20 protein-coding genes are annotated in these 18,849 nt (G+C 67.5%); 11 read left to right on the plus strand and 9 right to left on the minus strand.

Annotation, left to right across the window (positions count from 1 at the left end):
* Positions 1-1,096 (minus strand): cache domain-containing protein (locus tag BYZ73_RS09195; protein ID WP_181498012.1); only part of this gene is annotated, 1,096 nt, incomplete at its 3' end.
* 290 nt (positions 1,097-1,386) lie between these two features.
* Here BYZ73_RS09195 and BYZ73_RS09200 point away from each other — a divergent pair.
* Entirely contained in the window at positions 1,387-1,998 is a 612-nt protein-coding gene (locus BYZ73_RS09200; RefSeq protein WP_112315738.1) for a CDP-alcohol phosphatidyltransferase family protein, read from the plus strand.
* 18 nt (positions 1,999-2,016) lie between these two features.
* On the opposite strand, the gene hisH is transcribed toward BYZ73_RS09200, so the two are convergent.
* A complete protein-coding gene (gene hisH / locus BYZ73_RS09205) occupies positions 2,017-2,655 on the minus strand; it encodes an imidazole glycerol phosphate synthase subunit HisH (RefSeq protein ID WP_108027819.1) in 639 nt (212 codons plus the stop codon).
* Between the two features lie 4 nt (positions 2,656-2,659).
* The gene (gene hisB, locus BYZ73_RS09210) at positions 2,660-3,247 is read right to left on the minus strand and encodes an imidazoleglycerol-phosphate dehydratase HisB (RefSeq protein WP_112315739.1); all 588 of its coding nucleotides are present in this window, start codon (positions 3,245-3,247) and stop codon (positions 2,660-2,662) included.
* 147 nt (positions 3,248-3,394) lie between these two features.
* Here hisB and BYZ73_RS09215 point away from each other — a divergent pair, with 147 nt between their 5' ends.
* Positions 3,395-3,634, plus strand: coding sequence for an Lrp/AsnC family transcriptional regulator (locus tag BYZ73_RS09215; protein WP_075786569.1), 240 nt, complete (start codon positions 3,395-3,397; stop codon positions 3,632-3,634).
* 26 nt (positions 3,635-3,660) lie between these two features.
* Here BYZ73_RS09215 and BYZ73_RS09220 read toward each other — a convergent pair whose 3' ends face one another.
* Entirely contained in the window at positions 3,661-4,059 is a 399-nt protein-coding gene (locus tag BYZ73_RS09220; RefSeq protein WP_108027817.1) for an acyl-CoA thioesterase, read from the minus strand.
* Positions 4,060-4,321: 262 nt separating this feature from the next.
* Between BYZ73_RS09220 and BYZ73_RS09225 the strand changes: the two genes are divergently transcribed.
* The 4 genes from BYZ73_RS09225 to tig all read left to right on the plus strand — a co-directional run bounded on the left by BYZ73_RS09225 (position 4,322) and on the right by tig (position 10,006).
* Positions 4,322-6,055, plus strand: coding sequence for an AfsR/SARP family transcriptional regulator (locus BYZ73_RS09225; protein WP_146746280.1), 1,734 nt, complete (start codon positions 4,322-4,324; stop codon positions 6,053-6,055).
* A gap of 10 nt (positions 6,056-6,065) precedes the next feature.
* The gene (locus BYZ73_RS09230; protein ID WP_245895755.1) at positions 6,066-6,968 is read left to right on the plus strand and encodes a phosphatase PAP2 family protein; all 903 of its coding nucleotides are present in this window, start codon (positions 6,066-6,068) and stop codon (positions 6,966-6,968) included.
* 1 nt (position 6,969) lies between these two features.
* Positions 6,970-8,370, plus strand: coding sequence for a S8/S53 family peptidase (locus tag BYZ73_RS09235; RefSeq protein WP_112315741.1), 1,401 nt, complete (start codon positions 6,970-6,972; stop codon positions 8,368-8,370).
* A gap of 304 nt (positions 8,371-8,674) precedes the next feature.
* On the plus strand, positions 8,675-10,006 hold the full coding sequence (gene tig, locus BYZ73_RS09240; RefSeq protein ID WP_112315848.1) for a trigger factor: 1,332 nt from the start codon (positions 8,675-8,677) through the stop codon (positions 10,004-10,006).
* A gap of 90 nt (positions 10,007-10,096) precedes the next feature.
* On the opposite strand, the gene BYZ73_RS09245 is transcribed toward tig, so the two are convergent.
* The 4 genes from BYZ73_RS09245 to rpsF form a co-directional block, all read right to left on the minus strand.
* Positions 10,097-11,182 carry a heme-binding protein gene (locus BYZ73_RS09245; RefSeq protein ID WP_181498013.1) on the minus strand — a complete coding sequence of 362 codons (1,086 nt, stop codon included), beginning with the start codon at positions 11,180-11,182 and terminating at the stop codon, positions 10,097-10,099.
* 183 nt (positions 11,183-11,365) lie between these two features.
* Complete coding sequence (gene rplI, locus BYZ73_RS09250) at positions 11,366-11,953, minus strand: 50S ribosomal protein L9 (protein WP_112315742.1); 588 nt, start codon at positions 11,951-11,953, stop codon at positions 11,366-11,368.
* Between the two features lie 11 nt (positions 11,954-11,964).
* Entirely contained in the window at positions 11,965-12,192 is a 228-nt protein-coding gene (gene rpsR / locus BYZ73_RS09255; RefSeq protein WP_005982441.1) for a 30S ribosomal protein S18, read from the minus strand.
* 29 nt (positions 12,193-12,221) lie between these two features.
* The gene (gene rpsF, locus BYZ73_RS09260; protein WP_075786562.1) at positions 12,222-12,575 is read right to left on the minus strand and encodes a 30S ribosomal protein S6; all 354 of its coding nucleotides are present in this window, start codon (positions 12,573-12,575) and stop codon (positions 12,222-12,224) included.
* 329 nt (positions 12,576-12,904) lie between these two features.
* Between rpsF and BYZ73_RS09265 the strand changes: the two genes are divergently transcribed.
* From BYZ73_RS09265 to BYZ73_RS09285, 5 genes are all read left to right on the plus strand, one after another.
* On the plus strand, positions 12,905-13,489 hold the full coding sequence (locus tag BYZ73_RS09265) for a YceI family protein (protein WP_112315743.1): 585 nt from the start codon (positions 12,905-12,907) through the stop codon (positions 13,487-13,489).
* 79 nt (positions 13,490-13,568) lie between these two features.
* Entirely contained in the window at positions 13,569-14,456 is an 888-nt protein-coding gene (locus BYZ73_RS09270) for a glycosyltransferase family 92 protein (RefSeq protein WP_112315744.1), read from the plus strand.
* A 95-nt stretch (positions 14,457-14,551) separates the two neighbouring features.
* Positions 14,552-15,496 carry an ACP S-malonyltransferase gene (gene fabD / locus BYZ73_RS09275; RefSeq protein WP_108027810.1) on the plus strand — a complete coding sequence of 315 codons (945 nt, stop codon included), beginning with the start codon at positions 14,552-14,554 and terminating at the stop codon, positions 15,494-15,496.
* A 30-nt stretch (positions 15,497-15,526) separates the two neighbouring features.
* Entirely contained in the window at positions 15,527-16,264 is a 738-nt protein-coding gene (gene fabG / locus BYZ73_RS09280; protein ID WP_108027809.1) for a 3-oxoacyl-[acyl-carrier-protein] reductase, read from the plus strand.
* Between the two features lie 182 nt (positions 16,265-16,446).
* Positions 16,447-16,680 carry an acyl carrier protein gene (locus tag BYZ73_RS09285; protein ID WP_075786557.1) on the plus strand — a complete coding sequence of 78 codons (234 nt, stop codon included), beginning with the start codon at positions 16,447-16,449 and terminating at the stop codon, positions 16,678-16,680.
* A gap of 887 nt (positions 16,681-17,567) precedes the next feature.
* On the opposite strand, the gene BYZ73_RS09290 is transcribed toward BYZ73_RS09285, so the two are convergent.
* Positions 17,568-18,833 (minus strand): PilZ domain-containing protein, encoded by a 1,266-nt coding sequence (locus BYZ73_RS09290; RefSeq protein ID WP_181498014.1) that lies wholly within the window; start codon positions 18,831-18,833, stop codon positions 17,568-17,570.
* Positions 18,834-18,849 lie beyond the last annotated feature (16 nt).

The raw sequence follows: 18,849 nt of genomic DNA on the forward strand, positions 1-18,849 counted from the left end.
CGGCGGTCTCTTCCAGCGTGGCGGCCTGGTTCTCGGTTCGGCGCGACAGGTCGTCAGAGGCGCCGCTGATTTCCTCGGCGCGGGTGGTGATCTCGGTCGAGTTCTCGACGATTTCGCCCATCAGCGCGTTCAGCGTGTCGACGGTGGCGTTGAAGTCCTGACGCAGCTGTTCGTAGGCCGGCGCGAAGGTCGTGTCGATGGTCCGGGTCAGATCGCCCTCGGACAGCGCCCGCAGCCCCACACCCAGATCGGTCACCACGCGTTCCTGTTCGCGGCGGTCCTCCTCGCGGGCGGCGGCAAGCCGTTCGGACTCGGCGAGCTTGTCGCGGAACGCGGCCAGATCGCGCCCCAGAACGCCGATTTCGTCCTGGCGCTTTGCCGCGGGGATGTCGGCATCGTAGCGCGCATTGGCGACATCGCCCATGGATTTCACCAACGCCGCAAGCGGCCCGGTGACGCTGCGGATCAGCACGGTCGAAACCGCCACCATCAGCAATATGCCGATCACGAGCGTGATAATGGCAGGCGTCCGGATCGCGGCAAGTTCTTCCTCGATATCCGCGACATAGGCCCCCGTGCCGACCATCCAGCCCCAGGGTTTGAAGTCCTCGATGAAGCTGACCTTCATCTCGGCCTCGGTCGCGCCCGGTTTCTTGAACCAGTACCTGATCCAGCCCTTGCCGTCGGCTTGCGCGACCTTGCGCATCTCCTGGAAGATCTTCAGCCCGTTGACGTCGGAATAGTCGGCCTGGCTGGTGCCCACCCAGTCGGGCATGGTCGGATGCACCCGCACCACAAGGTCGTGGTCGATGGCAAAGATGTAACCGGACTCGCCGAAATGCAGCGAGGTCAGAAGCGCCTGGCCGCGCGCCTGGGCCTCTTCGAGGCCGATTTCACCGGCCGTCACCTGCCGGTCGAGGTCTTCCAGAAGGCTGACCGCCTGTCCGGTCAGATCGTGCAGTTCGGCTTCGCGGATCTTGTAGGCCAGATCCGTGGCACGCGACATCAGCAAGACAAAAAGCAAAGACGAAAGCGCCAGCGACAACAGAACGATGGCGTAGATCCGCACGGGGATCTTCTTGAAGACAGCGGACATGGGACACCCTTTCCCGAACTCGAATGCAATCAGATCTAGAGTAACTGCCCTAAGGCGATCTTTTCGCGCGGGCGTCATGGGCCACGCTCAGGATCCGGTAAGCCATTGGGACGTCGGGTGCTCAAGACAAGTGGAGCGATCATTTCGGTAACCTGTGCGCGCAGCGTCCCTCCCTTTGCGGCGGGGGACCCGTCCGATTCGGCGGGATCGGGCCGGGACCGGGCCCTGTCGGGGCTTGCGGCCGGGCGCCCTGCGGCGGCAGTCTGGGGCGCGGCAGAAGGGGGACAGGCATGCTTGACGGGATGATGCGCCGTCTGATCGACCCGCCGCTCGATAGGCTGGGCCAGCGGCTGGCGGCGCGGGGGGTCACGGCGGACGGGGTGACGCTGGCGGGGCTCGGCCTCGGGCTCGCGGCGGCGGGGCTGATCGCGCTGGGGGTGCCGGGGCTTGCGCTTTGGCCGATGCTGGCCGGGCGGCTGGCCGACGGGCTTGACGGCGCGGTGGCGCGGGCCAGCCGCAAGACCGATTTCGGCGGCTATCTCGATATCGTTGCCGATTTCCTGGTCTATGGCGCGGTGCCGCTGGGCTTCGTGCTGCTCGACCCGGCCGCGAACGGGGCGGCGGGGGCTTTCCTGCTGACCAGCTTCTATGTGAACGGTGCCACCTTCCTCGGCTTTGCGATCCTGGCCGAACGCCGCAAGATGGAGACCCGCGCGCGTGGCGTGAAGTCGCTCTATTTCACCGGAGGGTTGCTGGAAGGGACCGAAACCATCGCCTTCTTCGTCGCGATCTGTCTGATCCCGTCCTGGTTCGCGCCGCTGGCCTGGGGCTTCGGCGCGCTCTGTTTCGTGACCGCGCTGTCGCGGGTGCTGCTGGCGCGGCGGGTCTTTCCCGAAGGTTAGGGTTCAGGGCGCTCAGGTTCAGGGCGCCCAGCCGAGGAAATTGGCAATCAGCCGCAGCCCGGTCGCTTGGCTCTTTTCCGGGTGGAACTGGGTGCCCACCATGGTGCCCCGCCCGACGATGGCGGTGACCGGGCCGCCATAGTCGCAATGCGCCAGCCGGTGCGCCGGATCGGCGACGCGGAACTGGTAGGAATGGACGAAATAGGCGTGATCGCCGGTCGCGATGCCGTCCAGAACCGGGTGCGCCGCGTCCAGCACCAGATCGTTCCAGCCCATATGCGGCACCTTCAGATGCGCCTCGGCGGGCTCGATCCGCACCACCTCGCCGCCGATCCAGTCGAAACCCGGGGTTTCCTCGTATTCATGGCCGCGGCTGGCCATCATCTGCATGCCGATGCAGATCCCGAGGAAGGGCCGCCCGCCCGCGACCACGGCCTCTTCAATGGCCTCGAAGACGCCGCGATGATCGAACAGCGCGCGGTGGCAGGCCGGATAGGCCCCGTCGCCCGGCAGCACCACGCGGTCGGCGCGTCGGATCGTGTCGGGGTCAGAGGTGATCGCGACCGTGCCCGCCCCGGTTTCGCGGGCGACACGCTCGAAGGCCTTCTGGGCGGAATGCAGGTTGCCCGACTCGTAATCGACGATGGCGGTCAGCATCTCTCTAAAGCGCCCCCTTGGTGGACGGAATGGCATCGGCCTTGCGCGGATCGGTTTCGACCGCGTCGCGCAGCGCGCGCGCCACCGCCTTGAAGGCCGCTTCGGCGATATGGTGGCTGTTGATCCCGTGCAGCCCGTCGACATGCAGCGTGATCCCGCCATGGGTCGACAGTGCCTGGAAGAACTCGCGCACCAGTTCGGTGTCGAAGCCGCCGATCTTCTGGGTCGGGAAATCGACCGACCAGACCAGATAGGGTCGCCCCGACAGATCGAGGGCCGCGCGCACCAGCGCATCATCCATCGGCAGGAGGCAGGACCCGTAGCGGCGGATGCCGCGCTTGTCGCCCAGCGCCTTGGCCAGCGCCTGACCGAGGGCAATGCCCACATCCTCGACGCTGTGATGGTCGTCGATATGGGTGTCGCCCTGACAGCGCACGGTCATGTCGATCAGCGAATGGCGGGCCAGCTGGTCCAGCATGTGGTCGAAGAAGCCGACGCCGGTCGCGATGTCGTAGCGTCCGGTGCCGTCGAGGCCGATCTCGACGGAAATGTCGGTTTCGGCCGTCTTGCGCGTGATCTTCGCCGTCCGCATGGGTGCCTCCGCCAGTGGGTCCGGGCCGCTTATAGGCGCGGGCGGGCGCCGGGCCAAGAGGGGGGCCGTGCGGCACGGGCGATTGCGGCTTGAAGGTGCCCGGGGCTCTGGTAGGTTTGCGCGGCATCAGCCGAGAAGGAGCCGCCCATGACCACTTGCGTCTTCGTGCAACTGCGTTGCCGCCCGGGCAAGACCTATGAGGTGGCCGAAGAGATCGTGCTGCGCGAGATCCATTCCGAGCTTTACTCGACCAGCGGCGATTACGATCTGCTGATGAAGCTTTACATCCCGAAATCCGAGGATGTGGGCAAGTTCGTCAATGACCGGCTGCTGGACATTCCGGGCATTGACCGGTCGCTGACCACGCTGACCTTCAAGGCGTTCTGAGCCGCCCCGGCCGTTTGCGGGCCGTCTCAGCCTGCCTGAACCGGGTCGGGCAGGGGGCGCGACCGGCCCGAGTCGTCGATGGCGACGAAGGTGAAGAGGCCCTTGGTGACCTGTTCGCTCCATTCCTGACAGCGCGGCCGGTGCCAGGCCCGGACCTCGATGGTCATCGAGCTGCGACCGCGTTTGACCAGCTTGGCATAAAGCGTGACCTCGTCGCCGACCTTCACCGGCTTGAGAAACTGCATGCCTTCGACCGCGATGGTCGCGGCGCGCCCGCGCGCGACCCGCGCCGCCACGCTGCCCGCGGCAAGGTCCATCTGCGACATCAGCCAGCCGCCGAAGATGTCGCCCGCCGGGTTGGTGTCGGCGGGCATGGCGATGGTGCGGATCACGGGCTCGCCGCGTTCGGGGGAAAGCTCGGGCATGGCTGGCGGTCTCCTTCGTCCTCGGACCGCCTATAGCGGGTTGACGACAGGCTGAGAAGCGCGCGGCGGGTACGCTTTGCCGCAGGCGGGCCGTCCCTGACGGCCAGGCGCGCAGGCCGAAAGCTACCGGAAAATTAACGATGGCCTGACGGAACCGGGTTAGCGTTAAATCAAGACCAATTCGAGTCTGACATTCGAATCGGAGCGCGGGCCCCGGATCCGGGGCCCGCCGGGCCTGTCGCTGACGTCTGGGGGGACGGACATGACCGGGAGGGAGACAGGAAGCGGAAACGCGCGGTTGCACCTGCTGGGGGCGCTCTGCCTGACCGATGCCGAGGGGCGCGACATCACGCCGAAAAGCCGCAAGGCGCAGGCACTTTTGGCGCTGCTGGCGCTGTCGCCGCGGGGCACGCGCACGCGGATCTGGTTGCGCGACAAGCTCTGGAGCGAAAGCGACGAGGGCCGCGCCTCGGGCAGCCTGCGCCAGTCGGTCTATGAACTGAAGCGCGCGCTGAAGGCGGTGGACGATACGCTCCTGACCACGGACCGTAACGCGCTCTGCCTCGATCTCGACCGGCTCTGGGTCGATCTTCGGGCGATCCGCGAGGGGGGCGGGCGGCTGCCGGCGGGGGTGGACTCGGGCGCCGACCTGCTGGAAGGGCTCGACATTCCCGACGAGGAATTCGAGGACTGGCTGACGCTGGAGCGGTCCGCCTGGGCGCGGCTGCGCGACGAGATCGGGTCGGGCGGCCCCGCAGCCCGAAAGGCCGGACTCCCCACCGGACCCGCGCGCCCGACGGCCGCGCCCGCCGCGCGGCGGATGCCGCGGGGGATCGAGATCGGGCTCTTGCCCGGGATCGTCCATGGCGGGCTGAGAAGCGGGGCCTTCATCGGCGATTACATCATCGAATCCGTGGCCCGCGCGCTGCGCGACTATCACCCGGTGCAGATCGTCGATCTGCGCGAGGCGGGGGCGGGCGCGCCCGAACCGCGCCAGGGCGAACCCGATTTCCTGATCCGGACCCGCACGCTTGTGGTGGGCGACACCGTCTCGGTCAGTTTCCTCGTCTACGAGAACGGCTCCAATTCGCTGGTGCTCAGCCAGTCGATGCAGACCCGGCAGAAGGATTTCTACGAGGACGAATTCGCGCTGACCAACCAGTTCGTGGCGCAGAATGTCGACCATATGGCCAAGATCATCGGCAGCACCCGCGACGGCCCGACCGGCATCCGCAACGACTACAGCGCGCTGATCGGCTATGGCGTGCTGGCGGGCATGTTCGACCTCGACCCCGCGCGCATGCAGGCGACGACCGAGGTTCTGGACCGGCTGAACGAGCGCACCGAGAACAGCCTGTTCCCGAGCCTCAGCGCCTATGCCAGTTCCTTTGCGCTGGGCGAGAATATCGGCGGCTGGGACGCCGAGCGGCGCGAGCGGACCGAGGCGCTGGCGATGGACATCCTGCAGGACAATCCGTTCAACTCGATTGCGCTGGCCTGCATCGGCCATGTCATGGGCTTCGTGCTGGACCGCCACGACATCGCCGCCGAGATCTTCGGCCGCGCGGTCAAGCTGAACCCGATGCAGGCCTTTGTCTGGGACCATCTGGCGCTGCACGAGCTTTATTGCGGCGATCTCGACCGCGCCCGCGCCGCTTCGGAACGGGCGGTCAATCTCGGCAAGTACAGCCCCATCAGCTATACCTACGAGACCACAGCCTGCATGGTGGCGATGCTGACGGGCGATCACGCCCGCGCGGTCCAGCTTGGCCGCTGCGCGCTGGTCAAGCAGCCGCGGTTCAACGCGGCGATGCGCTACACGCTGGCGGCGCTGGGCCATCTGGGCGAGGGCGACGCGGCCGAGACGCTGCGCGCCGATCTGCTGGCGCTCGATCCCGGTTTCGCCGACCGCGAAACGCGCGAAATGCGGTTCCGGCTGCCGCGCCGCGAGGCCTGCGACCATGTTCTGGAGGGCCTTGCCCGTGCCGGATGTTGAGGGGGGAAAGGTGAGCAATTCCTTGGAGATATTGAAGAAGGCCGAATTCGTCGTCTCGACGACCGGTCTTGTGCTGAAAGGCGCGGGGGGCAGCCTGAGCGATGCCGGATTTCCCGGCTTCGACGCCGGAGAGGCGGCGGCGGGCGGGTCCTTGTCGACGCTTCTGGCGATGAACCGGTCCAGCCTGAACCGGAACCGCAATCGCAACCGGAACCGCAACCGCAACCGGAATGCCAGCGAGAACCGCGAAAGCGGCGCCGATACCGATGGCGCGCAGCTGACGCTGGAGCCCTGGCGGGAACGCGCGGCGCTGTACGGGATGGAGCCGAAATGGATCGACCTGCCGGTGGCGCTGCCGCCTGCGCTTGACCAGCTGCGCGCCGAAGCCATCGAGCTACTGAAAAAGCAGGTGCGGCTCCGGCGGGGGGAAGAGGCGATGCGCCGCGAGGAAATCCTGCGCGAAAGCCGGCTGGAACTGTCGGCCTATCTGCGCCCCTATGGCATCGAGGGGCGGTCGGGTTATTCGGCGACCATCGGTCTGGTGCTGCTGGTGCTGCTTCTGTGCGACGAGATCGGCCTGCGCTACAAGGAACGCTTCGACGTCCTGCGCCCCAACAATGTCGAGCCGCGCCTCAGGCCGTTCCTGCCGATCCCGGCGCATGCCTCCTATCCGTCGAACCACTCGTTCCAGTCCTTTTCGGTCGCCTTCGTGCTGTCGCGGATCGTGCCCGAGCATCCGGCCAGTTCCGAGGTCTTCGTCGCCGCGCGCCGGGTGGCCGAGAACCGCGAATGGGCGGGGCTGCACTATCCCAGCGACACGCGGGCGGGGCATGACCTAGCCCGGATGATCCTGCCGGTCCTGGAGGTCGTGTGCCGGGACCAGATGCTTGCCGCCCAGAAGGAGTGGATCTGAGATGTTCGGTGACGATACCCGCCGGCCGCAGGGCCGCGAGATCTATGACGACTATGCCGCGCTCTGGCATCTGGAAAGCATCGGCGTGCTGGGCCTGCTGCGCGACGGGCCCAAGCCCTGCAAGGGCCGCAAAAGCCGCGTGGCGGTGATCGACACCTCGGTCGCGGTCGATCATCCCTGCCTCGTGCCCGCGATCGCGCGCGATCTGGCCATCGACTTCTTCTCGAACCGGCTCGGGGCCTTTCCCTGCCATCCGGGCGATCACCGCCTGACGCTCGATCTGCCCAATCTGGCAACCACCGTGGCCGACGATCTGCCCGAGACGCGCGCGCTGCTGGGCGAGCTGGTTGACCGGCTGTCGCCCGGGGCCATCGCCCATGTGAACGGCGTGGCGCCCGCGACCTCGCCCGATTTCTCGAACCATGGCACCGCCATCGCGGGGCTCGTCGGCGCGCGTCCGGCGCTGGTCGAGATCGCGGCCGAGTATCGCGGCGCGGGCGCGCAGGCGCTTTCGGTGCCGCTGCCCTATGCGGGCGTCGATCCGTTCTGCGAGCTGGTGCCGATCTCGACAAATTTCGACACCGATCCCGAAATGCTGATCCTGGCCTTCCTGTATGCCGAGATCATCGGCGCCGATGTGGTGCTGCTGCCGCGCTCGATCCCCGATCCGGGGCGGATCGTGCCCGAACTGGCCAGCGTCGATCTCGATGGCGAGGATCTGGGCGCGCTTGCGACCCAGGTCGAGATCCCGCCGCGCGAGCGCGCGCTCTGGGATGAACTCGCCCGGCTGATCGTAGCGGTCTCGATGCGCCGCCCCGTCATCTGCGCGGCGGGCAATTCGCAGGAAAGCGGCGGCATCTATCCGGCCAATCTGGCCAGCGAACATAACGGCGTCATCGCGGTCGGCGCGGCCAATGCCAAGGGCATGGTCGCGGGCTATTCGCAGGTGGCGGGCGCGACGCTGCTGGCGCCCAGCAACGACGCGGAAACCTTCGACCGGGTCTCGGTCCGGCTCGACGAGCAGCAGGCGCGCTTTGCCGACCGGCTGTGCCCGCCCCATAACGACAACCGCAAATTCTCGCATTTCGAGATCGTCTCGACCGACGTGCCGGGCCGCCACGGCTATTCCTACAGCCCCTATGCCAGCGACGAGCCGCCCGAGGGGCTGCGCGAGTTCGGGTCGTATTTCTGCCGCTTCGGCGGCAGCTCGGCGGCCTCGGCCATCGTCGCGGGCTTCCTGTCGCTCGGCCGCTCGCTGGGCGAGATCGACGCCTGCGCCGATGGCCCGGCGGCCCGCAACTGGCTGTTGTCGCGCTGTGTGTCGATCGACACCGACGAGGGCAGCTTTCTTTATCCCTCCTGGACCGGCAAGGTCAGCTTCCCCGATCTTTACGGGCTCTGATCCGGCCCCTGCCGGACAGGGCGCCGCCGCCCGGGGGCGAAGGCCCGCCCGGGCCGCGTGTCGGTCTGCCTTTCGGGCCGTCGAGCCCCTTGCCCCACGGGGCGGGCTCGCGTAGAAGGCGCCGGAAGCGTTTCCCGGTGTAACCGACCGGCGTACCCCTGTACCCGGACCCGTGCCCCGGAAACGAAGAAATCATATGGTTGTTTCCGAACGACCGGCGTCGAATGTTGGGGCTGGCGCCGCCTGGCCTTGGGGGATCTCCCCGCCGGTCCCGCCCCGAATGGATGAGAAGGACGATACGCAGATGCAGGTCACCGAGACCCTGAAAGACGGCCTGAAGCGCGGCTACACGATCACCGTGACCGCCGCCGAACTGGAGGCGAAGGTCAACGAGAAGCTCGCCGAGGCCCAGCCCCAGATCGAGATGAAGGGCTTCCGCAAGGGCAAGGTCCCGATGCCGCTGCTGAAAAAGCAGTTCGGCGAGCGTCTGATGGGCGAGTCCATGCAGGAAACCATCGACGGCGCCATGAGCAGCCATTTCGAGGAAACCGGCGACCGCCCGGCGATGCAGCCCCAGGTCAAGATGACCAACGAGGACTGGAAGCCCGGCGATGACGTCACCGTCGAGATGACCTACGAGGCGCTGCCCGAGATCCCGGAAACCGACCTCAAGGCGATCAAGCTTGAAAAGCTGGTGGTGGAACCGGCCGATGCCGAGATCACCGAGGCTCTGGAAAAGCTGGCCGCCACCGCCCAGACCTATACCGACCGCCGCAAGGGCTCGAAGGCCAAGGAAGGCGATCAGGTCATCATCGACTTCGTCGGCAAGCTGGGCGACGAGCCCTTCGAGGGCGGCTCGGCCGAGGATTATCCGCTGGTTCTGGGCTCGGACAGCTTCATCCCCGGTTTCGAGGATCAGCTGGTCGGCGCCAAGGCCGAGGATGAGGTGACCGTCACCGTCACCTTCCCGGAAAACTACGGGGCCGAGAACCTCAAGGGCAAGGAAGCCACCTTCGACGTCACCGTCAAGGCGGTCAAGGCGCCGAAATCGGCCGAGATCGACGACGATCTGGCCAAGCAGTTCGGCGCCGAGGATCTGGAGGCGCTGAAAGGCCAGGTGGCCGAGCGTCTGAAGGCCGAATTCGGCGGTGCCGCCCGCGCCGTGATGAAACGCGCCCTGCTGGACGCGCTGGACGAGGCGGTGAGCTTCGAGGTGCCCCCGAGCCTGCTCGAGGCCGAGGCCGGGCAGATCGCCCACCAGCTGTATCACGAAGAGCATCCCGACGATCACGGCCATGACCATGGCGCCATCGAGCCGACCGAAGAGCATCTGAAGCTCGCCGAACGCCGCGTGCGTCTGGGCCTGCTTCTGGCCGAGATCGGCCGCAAGGCCGAGGTGTCGGTGTCGGACAACGAGATGACCCAGGCGGTTCTGGCCCAGGCGCGCCAGTTCCCCGGTCAGGAACGTCAGTTCTTCGAATATGTCCGCCAGAACCAGGCGCTGCAGCAGCAGATCCGGGCGCCGCTCTTCGAGGACAAGGTCGTCGACTATGTCTTCGAACTGGCCGACGTGACCGAAAAGCCGGTCAGCAAGGACGAGCTGCAGGCCGCTGTCGAGAAGCTCGAAGAAGAATAAGACCCGCGGCTCCGGGAACTCCGGAGGCCAGGGAGAGGACAGGCCGCCCCCCGGGGCGGCCTTTTTCTTGCGCGCCCGGTCGTGGGGCGATCAGGCGACGCTGCTGTCGAACTTGCCGTCGCGGACCATGGCGTACATGGGCTTCGGGTCGTCCTCGACCTTTTCCATGGTGTTGATCGAGATGTGCGGCCAGCGGATCAGCCCCGGCGAGCCGTCGCCGCGCGGGAAGAAGTCCAGGAACACGAATTGCGCATATTGCAGCAGCATGCGCGGCTTGTCGGGGCTGTTGCCCTTGACCTTGTGGATCCAGAAGATCGAGCGCATCGAGGTGGCATTGGCCTCGTCGACCACGAAGGGAATGTTCAGGATGCCGCCGCTTTCGATGGTGGTGTCGAAATCGAGCACGGTGGTTTCCAGCACGGTCTCGCCCGCAATCGCCTCGCGCAGCAGCCGTGTGGTATCGACCGGCTCGAAACCCGGGAAGTCCGGAAGGCCCGCCAGCGTGCCCTTGAACGGGGCGTGGTGAAAATGGCGGTAGGGCGCGACATAGTCGTTGCGGTTGGCCTCGTCGACCGGCTTCAGCACTTCGTCCAGCACGGTGTGACCCAGACGGGAGCCGACCGGCAGGCCGCTCATCGGCGGGATGCCGAGGCTCTTTTTGACAGTGCCCAGCGCCAGCACGGAATCCCCGTGCGGGATGGTGCCCAGCCGCGCGACGTCGAAGGTGCCCAGCGCCTCGTCCGACCTGGCCTTGTTGGTCATGTGCAGGAACAGGCCCGGCTCGTGATGGATCGGCGTCTCGTTCCGGGCCTTCAGCCCGCTTTCGGGAAAGTCGGCGGCGGCGATCTGGGTCGTCACCTGCTGATAGTCCAGCGCGACGACGAACTGGTCGCCGCTGATCCCGGCGGCGGCGGTCTCGATGCCGCGGTTCGGCACCCCGGTATCGGCGATCTCGAAGGTCAGGTCCTCGTTATACTGGTTCATCAGCAGGCGGTACTTGAACGGGCCTTCGAAGAAGGGCAGGGCGATGATGTTCCAGCCGCGGCCGGGCAGGGCGTCGTTGCTCCAGCGGCCGGGAAGGTCCTTCAGCGGACCGAGCTTGGTCTTGTCGGCCTCGGCGGCCGGCGTGATGACGCGGCCGGACTCTCGGATGTCTTCAACGGAACTTTCGGGCAACATTTTCTTCCTCCGGGAAATAAAGCTATCAAAATCGAGGCGATTGTATCCTGATCCGCGTCATAGCTTCATCATCGGGGCGGAAGGGGACCCGCCGCTCGGATCGGGCTGGCCCGCAAACGAAAAGCGCCGCCCCCGAAGGGACGGCGCGTTTCAAAGGCGTGCAACAGGTGTCGCGGGCGATCAGGCCTGCTCGTCGTCCTCGTCGTCGGACGCGGCCGACCCGATATCGTCGAACAGTTCCTGGATCTCGAACTCGGCGGCGGCTTCTTCCTCGGCGGCCAGTTCCTGGATCGACTTGCCCGAAGCCTGCAGTTCGGCCTCTTCGGCCGAGCGGGCGACGTTGACCGCCACGGTCACATCGACCTCGGGGTGCAGCAGGACATGGACCGTATGCAGGCCCAGTTCCTTGATCGGACCGGCCAGCACGACCTGCTTGCGGTCGACAGTGAAGCCGGCCTCGGTCGCGGCGTCCGAGATGTCGCGGGGCGTGACCGAGCCGTAAAGCGCGCCGCCGTCAGAGGCCGAGCGAATCACGATGAATTGCTGACCGTCCAGTTTCCCGGCCAGCGCCTCGGCTTCTTTCTTGGTCTCGAGGTTGCGCGCCTCGAGCTGGGCCTTGTCGGCCTCGAAGCGGGCGATGTTGGTCGCGTTGGCGCGCAGCGCCTTGCCCTGCGGCAGCAGGAAGTTGCGGGCATAGCCGTCCTTGACGTTGACGACTTCGCCCATCTGGCCAAGCTTGGCCACGCGTTCCAGAAGGATCACTTGCATGGGGTCGCTCCTTACTTCACGGCGTAGGGCAGCAGGGCGAGGAAGCGGGCGCGCTTGATGGCGCGGGCCAGTTCACGCTGCTTCTTCGCCGAGACGGCGGTGATGCGCGAGGGCACGATCTTGCCGCGCTCGGAGATGTAGCGCTGCAGCAGACGGGTGTCCTTGTAGTCGATCTTCGGCGCGTTGTCGCCGGAGAAGGGGCAGACCTTGCGACGGCGGAAAAACGGTTTTGCGGCCATGGTTCAGGCTCCTTTGCTCAGGCGGACGGTCAACGGCGCTCGCGGCGGTCGCCGCGTTCTTCGCGCTTCTGCATCTGCACCGAGGGGCCTTCCTCATGGGCATCGACCTTGACGGTCAGAACGCGCATGACATCCTCGTGCAGCCGCATCAGGCGTTCCATCTCCTGCACCGCCGGCGCCGGGGCGTCGGTGCGCAGATAGGCGTAATGGCCCTTGCGGTTCTTGTTGATCTTGTAGGCCATCGTCTTGACGCCCCAGTACTCGCTTTCGACGACCTTGCCGCCGTTATCCGCGAGGACGGTGGAGAAGTGTTCGACAAGGCCTTCGGCCTGCGCGTTGGACAGGTCCTGGCGCGCGATGAAGACATGCTCGTAAAGCGGCATGCATACTCCAGTTCTGTTGCAGGTGCACTTCAAAGGGCGAGGTCTTGCGACACCTTCCGTCCCGCCCACGAGAGGCCGCACCGGATACCGTTCGGTCGGAAGGACCTGCGCCTTATACAGGGATTGCCACCCGATGCAACCCGGGCGCGGGCCTGGCTGCGTCGGGCGCCGGGGCCAGGGTTTCGCGCCCATGACCTCTGTTCGGAGCCGAACAGAGTCTGTGGGTCTCTGTGCAGTTGCGCAGAGTGGCGGGCAAGACGACCTCTGCCACAGCGGACCGCCCCCGGGCGGTGCGACCCAAGGATCCGACCTACGAACAGGAGTTGTCCATGAACCCGATCCACGCCGCGGCTGCCGCCGCCCTTGTCGCCCTGACTGCGCTGCCGGCTTCCGCAGACGCGGTCGACTACGATCTCGATCCCGGCCACAGCCAGGTGCTGTTCTCCTATGAACATCTCGGCTTCTCGACCACCTGGAACCTGTTTTCGGGCTGGCAGGGCAAGATCGCCTTCGATGCCGAGGACCCGGCGGCCTCCAGCGTGTCGGTCTCGATCCCGACCGAGGTGCTTTTCACCGGCTGGGACGCGCGGTTCGAGCATTTCATGTCCGACGCTTTCTTCGACGCGGCGAACAACGATCTGGTGACCTTCACCTCGACCGATATCGAGGTCACCGGCGACGACACCGCGAAGATCACCGGCGATCTGACCCTGAACGGGATCACCAAACCGGTGGTGCTGGACGCGACCCTGACCCGGCACGGCACCCATCCGATGGAAAACCGCGACTGGCTGGGCTTTGCCGCCACCACGACGCTGAAGCGGTCTGACTTCGACATGGGCGAATACGTGCCCGCGGTCAGCGACGAGGTCGAGGTCCATATCTCGATCGAGGCGGGCAAGGCCGCGAACTGATCCGGCAGGCGGGACGGCGGCTGGCATCCCGGCCGCCGTCCCGCTAGTGTCGCGCCGGTCCAGTCTGTCCGGAGCGAGCATGCGCGGGTTCTTCAAGCGGCCGATCACCAAACTGTCCTTCGCGCCACCCGCGGCCCGGCCCGGCCGCGCAGGGCTGGCCATCGTGCTGATCGTGCGGAACGAGGCGCGCCATATCGGCGAATGGGCACGCTTCCACCGCGCCGCCGGGGCCGCCCATGTCTACGCCTATGACAACGGCTCTACCGACGGCACCGCCGCCGAACTGGCCGCCGCTCTGGGCGACCGGCTGACCCTGCTGCCCTGGGACCAGAAGCTGATCGACGGACGGTCGGGGCGCGAGATCCACAATCAGGTGCTGGCCTATGCCCATGCCTTGCGCAATTTCGGGGGCGCCCATCGCTGGATGGCCTGCATCGATGCCGACGAGTTTCTGGTGCCGAAACGCGCCGACAGCCTCGACGCCGCGCTCGCCCATCTGGGCGACATCCCCTCGGTGACGCTGCCCTGGCACAATTTCGGCCGCAATGGCCATGACGCCCCGCCCGAGGGCGGGATTGTCGCGAACTATACCCGCCGCGCGGCCGACCCGCTCAGCGGGGCGCGCGGGGTGACCAATTTCAAGACGGTGGTCGATGCGACGCGGGTGACCGCGCTCAAGGTGCACAGCGTCTGGATCGGCGGGAAAGCCGTCACCTGGAACGACCGGGGCGAGCAGACCGACCACAAGGGCCGCGCCGATCCGGCCTTCTATTCGGCCGATCACCTGCAGCTCAATCACTACTATACCCGTTCGGAACAGGAGCTGGCGGCCAAGATCGCGCGCGGCTCGAACCAGTCGGTCGAGGCCCGCCGCCACGCCGCCCGGGTCCGGCGCAACGTCGCCAATATCGAGGCCCGCGAGGTCGAGGATCTGTGCGGCCCCGACTTCCTTGCCCGCCGCGGCTGATCGGCGCGAGGCGCCCTCGCGGTCCGCGCGCGCTTGGCAAGCCCGGTCCAAGCCGTTAGATCGACGCCCAGACAAGTGAGGGCAAGGGGCATTCGATGCGTGCATTCGTATTTCCGGGCCAGGGGGCGCAGACGATCGGCATGGGCAAGGCCCTGGCCGACGCCTATCCGCAGGCCCGGGCCGTGTTCGAAGAGGTCGACGAGGCACTGGGCGAAAGCCTCTCGGCGCTGATCTGGCAGGGCGATCAGGCCGAGTTGACGCTGACCCGCAATGCGCAACCGGCGTTGATGGCGACCTCGATGGCGGCGATGGCGGCGCTTGGTGCCGAGGGCGTGTCGGTGACGGCCGCGTCCTTCGTGGCGGGCCATTCGCTGGGCGAATATTCGGCGCTGTGCGCGGCGGGCGCGATCAGCCTCGCGGATACCGCGCGGCTTCTGCGGCTGCGCGGCGAGGCGATGCAGGCGGCGGTGCCGGTCGGCGAGGGCGCGATGGCGGCGCTGCTGGGGCTCGATCTGGCTGCGGTGCGCGAGATCGCGGCCGAGGCGGCGGCGGGGCAGGTGGTGCAGGCCGCCAATGACAACGACCCGGCGCAGGTGGTGATTTCGGGCCATGCGGCGGCCGTCGAGCGTGCGGTCGAGCTGGCCAAGGCGCGCGGCGCCAAGCGTGCGGTGATGCTGCCGGTCTCGGCGCCCTTCCACTGCGCGCTGATGGCGCCGGCGGCGACCGCCATGGCCGAGGCGCTGGACGATGTCGAGATCGAGACCCCGCTGGTGCCGGTCGTGGCCAATGTGCGCGCCTGCGGCGAGACCGATCCGGCGATGATCCGGGCGCTGCTGGTCGAGCAGGTGACCGGCGCCGTCCGCTGGCGCGAATCCGTCGCCTGGATGGCCGGGCAGGGCGTCACGGACATCTGGGAAATCGGAGCGGGCAAGGCGCTGTCGGGCATGGTCAAGCGCATCGCGCGCGAGGTCGCGACCCGGCAGGTCGGCTCGCCCGAAGAGGTGACCGCGGCCGTCGACAGCATGAACGCGGCGGCTTGAACGCCGCGGCCTGAACGGAGGAAAGACCACATGTTCGATCTGACCGGAAAGACCGCGCTGGTGACCGGCGCCTCGGGCGGCATCGGCGGCGCCATCGCGCGCGCGCTGCATGCGCAGGGCGCGACCGTCGGCCTGTCGGGCACCCGCGAGGCACCGCTGGCAGAGCTGGCGGCAGACCTCGGCGAGCGCGCCCATGTGCTGCCCTGCAACCTCTCGGACCCCGAGGCCGTCGAGGCGCTGCCGAAGGCCGCGGCCGAGGCCATGGGCGGGCTCGACATCCTCGTGAACAATGCCGGCATCACCCGCGACATGCTGTTCATGCGGCTGAAGGACGAGGACTGGCAGTCGGTGCTGGACGTCAACCTGACGGCGGCGATGCGGCTGTGCCGGGGTGCGATGCGCGGCATGATGAAGGCGCGCTGGGGCCGGATCGTCAACATCACCTCGGTGGTCGGCACCACCGGCAATCCGGGGCAGGCGAACTACTGCGCGGCCAAGGCCGGTCTTGTGGGCCTTTCGAAGTCGCTGGCGCACGAACTGGCCTCGCGCGGGGTCACGGTCAACTGCGTGGCGCCCGGCTTCATCGAGACCGCGATGACCGACAAGTTGACCGACGAGCAGAAGTCGGGAATCCTCGGCGCGGTGCCGATGGGACGCATGGGCACCCCCGAAGAGATTGCCGCCGCCGTGGTCTATCTGGCCAGCCCCGAGGCGGGCTATGTCACCGGCGCGACAGTTCATGTGAATGGCGGGATGGTGATGGTCTGACCCCGCCGCCGCCTGCGACGCGAAAGCGTTTGCGTCGTGTAAACGATGTGTTATAGGCGGCGCAGTTTTTGCCGGGGGGCACCCCGCGCGTTGCATCTCCCGCGCCCGCGCGGGGAAAAGGGCCTCTCCTGGCCAACAGCATCAAGACGGGCTCGCTGCCTGAGCAAATGTGAGGAATGGAAATGAGCGACATCGCGGACCGCGTGAAAAAGATCGTCGTCGAGCATCTGGGCGTCGAGGAAGACAAGGTGACCGAGAACGCCTCGTTCATCGACGATCTGGGCGCGGACAGCCTTGACACCGTGGAACTGGTCATGGCCTTCGAGGAAGAATTCGGGATCGAGATCCCGGACGACGCGGCCGAAACCATCCAGACCTTCGGCGACGCGGTGAAGTTCATCCAGGACGCCGCCTGAGCGGCTCCGATCCTCTGACGGATCAGAAGGCGGTGCCCCCGGGGCGCCGCCTTTTTCATGTGAGACAGACCGCGATCTGTCCGCCCCTGTATGCCCGGGCGCGGCATTTCGCCGGGGCAGATCCGGGGCCTCCGTCCGGCGTGACCTCTGCGGCCGGGCGGCCGCCCCGGGGGAAGGTTTCTTCGCAATCTCGTCCTGGCATGCGGCATCCGCCGACCTCGCGGTTGCACGTCCGTCAAAGCCGGGGCGGTGGTCTGGCCGGTTTGGCGGTCTCCCTGCAAGGCCCGTCCGGCCACAGGCGCGTGAGGCGGCTCGAGGGCCGGAACGACGTCCCCCAGACCGAATCCGGACTTTCGGCGACGGCCCTTCCGATCGAACGGATCGGACCGAGTAAGGGGGCTGTCCGGTCGCGAGCCTAGATCGGGTCGCCCCCGGAAGGCCGGTGGGCAGGCTCGGCAGTGACGGGGCCGGGCCGTTGGGCCGGTGCCGGGATGGCTTCCGGCAGGCCCGACCCGTCTCTGCCCAAGCGAAAGCGCGGCGGCCGCCATGCGACGCCGGGCGCTCTTCGCGAAGACCGTCCGTCACGGCGCCTTTGCCGGACAGGGTGGGTCGTTGGTCGGCGGCAGAGCCAGAACAGACCACCCCATGACCTCCGGGACGGTCTCCGCTGGGGACTCGGCTGACAGAGAACGTCCCGTTCGGCTCCTTCGGGGCGCGCGTGACGGTACGGCTGGGCGGCCGGAGTGGGGGCCCTCCCTTCGGAGTGCGACGCCTGGCCCTGGCCCGGCCCAAATCCCCGGAGCGCCAATCCTGACGTTGGTTCTTCCGGCGGACCAGCGGGTGGCCGGTCGAAGCTTTGTCGGCGGAAAGGAAGGCGGCCGAGATGCCTATGCCTTGAGCGGGCGGCCGCCCCCGGCGGAGCCCGTCGCGGCGGCCGGGGGACCGCCAGGCGATCTGGCCGGCGCTTCGGCGCGCTTCGGTGTCTTTGCCTGACCCGGCTTGTCGGTTTCAATGGCATTGTCCCAGCGGTGCCAGTGCAACAGGGTTTCGAACTCGGCCTTCTCAAGAGTGCGCAGAAAGACCAGCCCGACGAAGAAATGAGTCGACCAGGCGATGCGGCAAGGAACCTCGACTCCGCTGAGTTCCAGCGTGCCCCGCAAGCCGGGTTCAGGTTCGGTCGTGAGATTGAGCTTGGCACCGTTCGGGCTGATGTCGACGGCAACGGTCGGGCAACGGCTGTCGGGCAGGCGCAGCACCGCGTTCATGTGGCAGGCCGTGCGCGGTGCCTTGCGTCGAAGCCGGGCGCGCAGCACCAGCACCGTTCCGGCTATCGCGGCCAGAATGGCGAGCCCGACGCCGCCCATCAGGATCCAGCGCAACGGCCCGGCGGCCGCGGGCTGTTTCAGCATCGACGGCAGACGGGTGCCGACCTGACCGTCGCTGATGGCGTCTTCGGAGAAGCCGGGCTTGGCTTTCAGGGCCTCGGTGCTGGTGGCGGCACCGCCACGGGAGGCGGACGGAGCCTCCAGTTCGCTGTCAGGAGACGTCTCGGGTGGCGTCGCGGGCTCGGCCCCCTGCGCGGAATGCTCTGGCGTGGCCGCCACGGCATGGGCCGCGGACGGGGCGTCCTCGGCATCGGGTGCGCCCTCCGCGCCTTCGGACAGCACGCCGGCCGCTTGCACCGGCCGGGCTTCGGTCCCGGGTGGGCCGGTCTCGGGCAGGGTCAGATCGGCCCGCCAGCCGGGATCGGCACCGCACCGCAGGTCCTGCAGATAGCCCTGCATGCGCTGCGCCACCTCCTGGGTGTCCGGTTCGGGAGGCGCGAAGCTCAGCCGCTGACCCACCAGCCCGACATAATCGGCGACCACCGGCAACCCGTCGTCCAGACCGACCTTGCCCATCAGGCGCGACAGGCGTTCGGTATCGGCGCTTTTGACCGCCCCGGACAGCTTCAGCGCGTGATCCAGCCGGATCAGCCCGGGTCCGTCGCGGCCGAGGGTTTCGCCTTCGACATAGATCCAGACCAGCCAGTCATGCATCGGGCAGGGCGGCGCCGCGCGCAGCGCGCTGCCGCCGGTCAGAGCCCCGGTCAGCAGGAAAAGCGCGGTCAGCGCGATGAGCGGCAAGACAGACATGGCGCGACCGGGTCCCATGGCGCGTGTCATCCTT

It is taken from the genome of Rhodovulum viride, assembly GCF_003265965.1.
Classification (GTDB): Bacteria; Pseudomonadota; Alphaproteobacteria; order Rhodobacterales; family Rhodobacteraceae; genus Rhodovulum; species Rhodovulum kholense.

Bases quoted from the DNA above. Each gene is read 5' to 3' on its own strand.
- BYZ73_RS09200 (WP_112315738.1), top strand. From the start codon at position 1,387: ATGCTTGACGGGATGATGCGCCGTCTGATCGACCCGCCGCTCGATAGG.
- hisH (WP_108027819.1), bottom strand. From the start codon at position 2,655: ATGCTGACCGCCATCGTCGATTACGAGTCGGGCAACCTGCATTCCGCC.
- hisB (WP_112315739.1), bottom strand. From the start codon at position 3,247: ATGCGGACGGCGAAGATCACGCGCAAGACGGCCGAAACCGACATTTCC.
- BYZ73_RS09215 (WP_075786569.1), top strand. From the start codon at position 3,395: ATGACCACTTGCGTCTTCGTGCAACTGCGTTGCCGCCCGGGCAAGACC.
- BYZ73_RS09220 (WP_108027817.1), bottom strand. From the start codon at position 4,059: ATGCCCGAGCTTTCCCCCGAACGCGGCGAGCCCGTGATCCGCACCATC.
- BYZ73_RS09225 (WP_146746280.1), top strand. From the start codon at position 4,322: ATGACCGGGAGGGAGACAGGAAGCGGAAACGCGCGGTTGCACCTGCTG.
- BYZ73_RS09235 (WP_112315741.1), top strand. From the start codon at position 6,970: ATGTTCGGTGACGATACCCGCCGGCCGCAGGGCCGCGAGATCTATGAC.
- tig (WP_112315848.1), top strand. From the start codon at position 8,675: ATGCAGGTCACCGAGACCCTGAAAGACGGCCTGAAGCGCGGCTACACG.
- rplI (WP_112315742.1), bottom strand. From the start codon at position 11,953: ATGCAAGTGATCCTTCTGGAACGCGTGGCCAAGCTTGGCCAGATGGGC.
- rpsR (WP_005982441.1), bottom strand. From the start codon at position 12,192: ATGGCCGCAAAACCGTTTTTCCGCCGTCGCAAGGTCTGCCCCTTCTCC.
- rpsF (WP_075786562.1), bottom strand. From the start codon at position 12,575: ATGCCGCTTTACGAGCATGTCTTCATCGCGCGCCAGGACCTGTCCAAC.
- BYZ73_RS09265 (WP_112315743.1), top strand. From the start codon at position 12,905: ATGAACCCGATCCACGCCGCGGCTGCCGCCGCCCTTGTCGCCCTGACT.
- BYZ73_RS09270 (WP_112315744.1), top strand. From the start codon at position 13,569: ATGCGCGGGTTCTTCAAGCGGCCGATCACCAAACTGTCCTTCGCGCCA.
- fabD (WP_108027810.1), top strand. From the start codon at position 14,552: ATGCGTGCATTCGTATTTCCGGGCCAGGGGGCGCAGACGATCGGCATG.
- fabG (WP_108027809.1), top strand. From the start codon at position 15,527: ATGTTCGATCTGACCGGAAAGACCGCGCTGGTGACCGGCGCCTCGGGC.
- BYZ73_RS09285 (WP_075786557.1), top strand. From the start codon at position 16,447: ATGAGCGACATCGCGGACCGCGTGAAAAAGATCGTCGTCGAGCATCTG.
- BYZ73_RS09290 (WP_181498014.1), bottom strand. From the start codon at position 18,833: ATGGGACCCGGTCGCGCCATGTCTGTCTTGCCGCTCATCGCGCTGACC.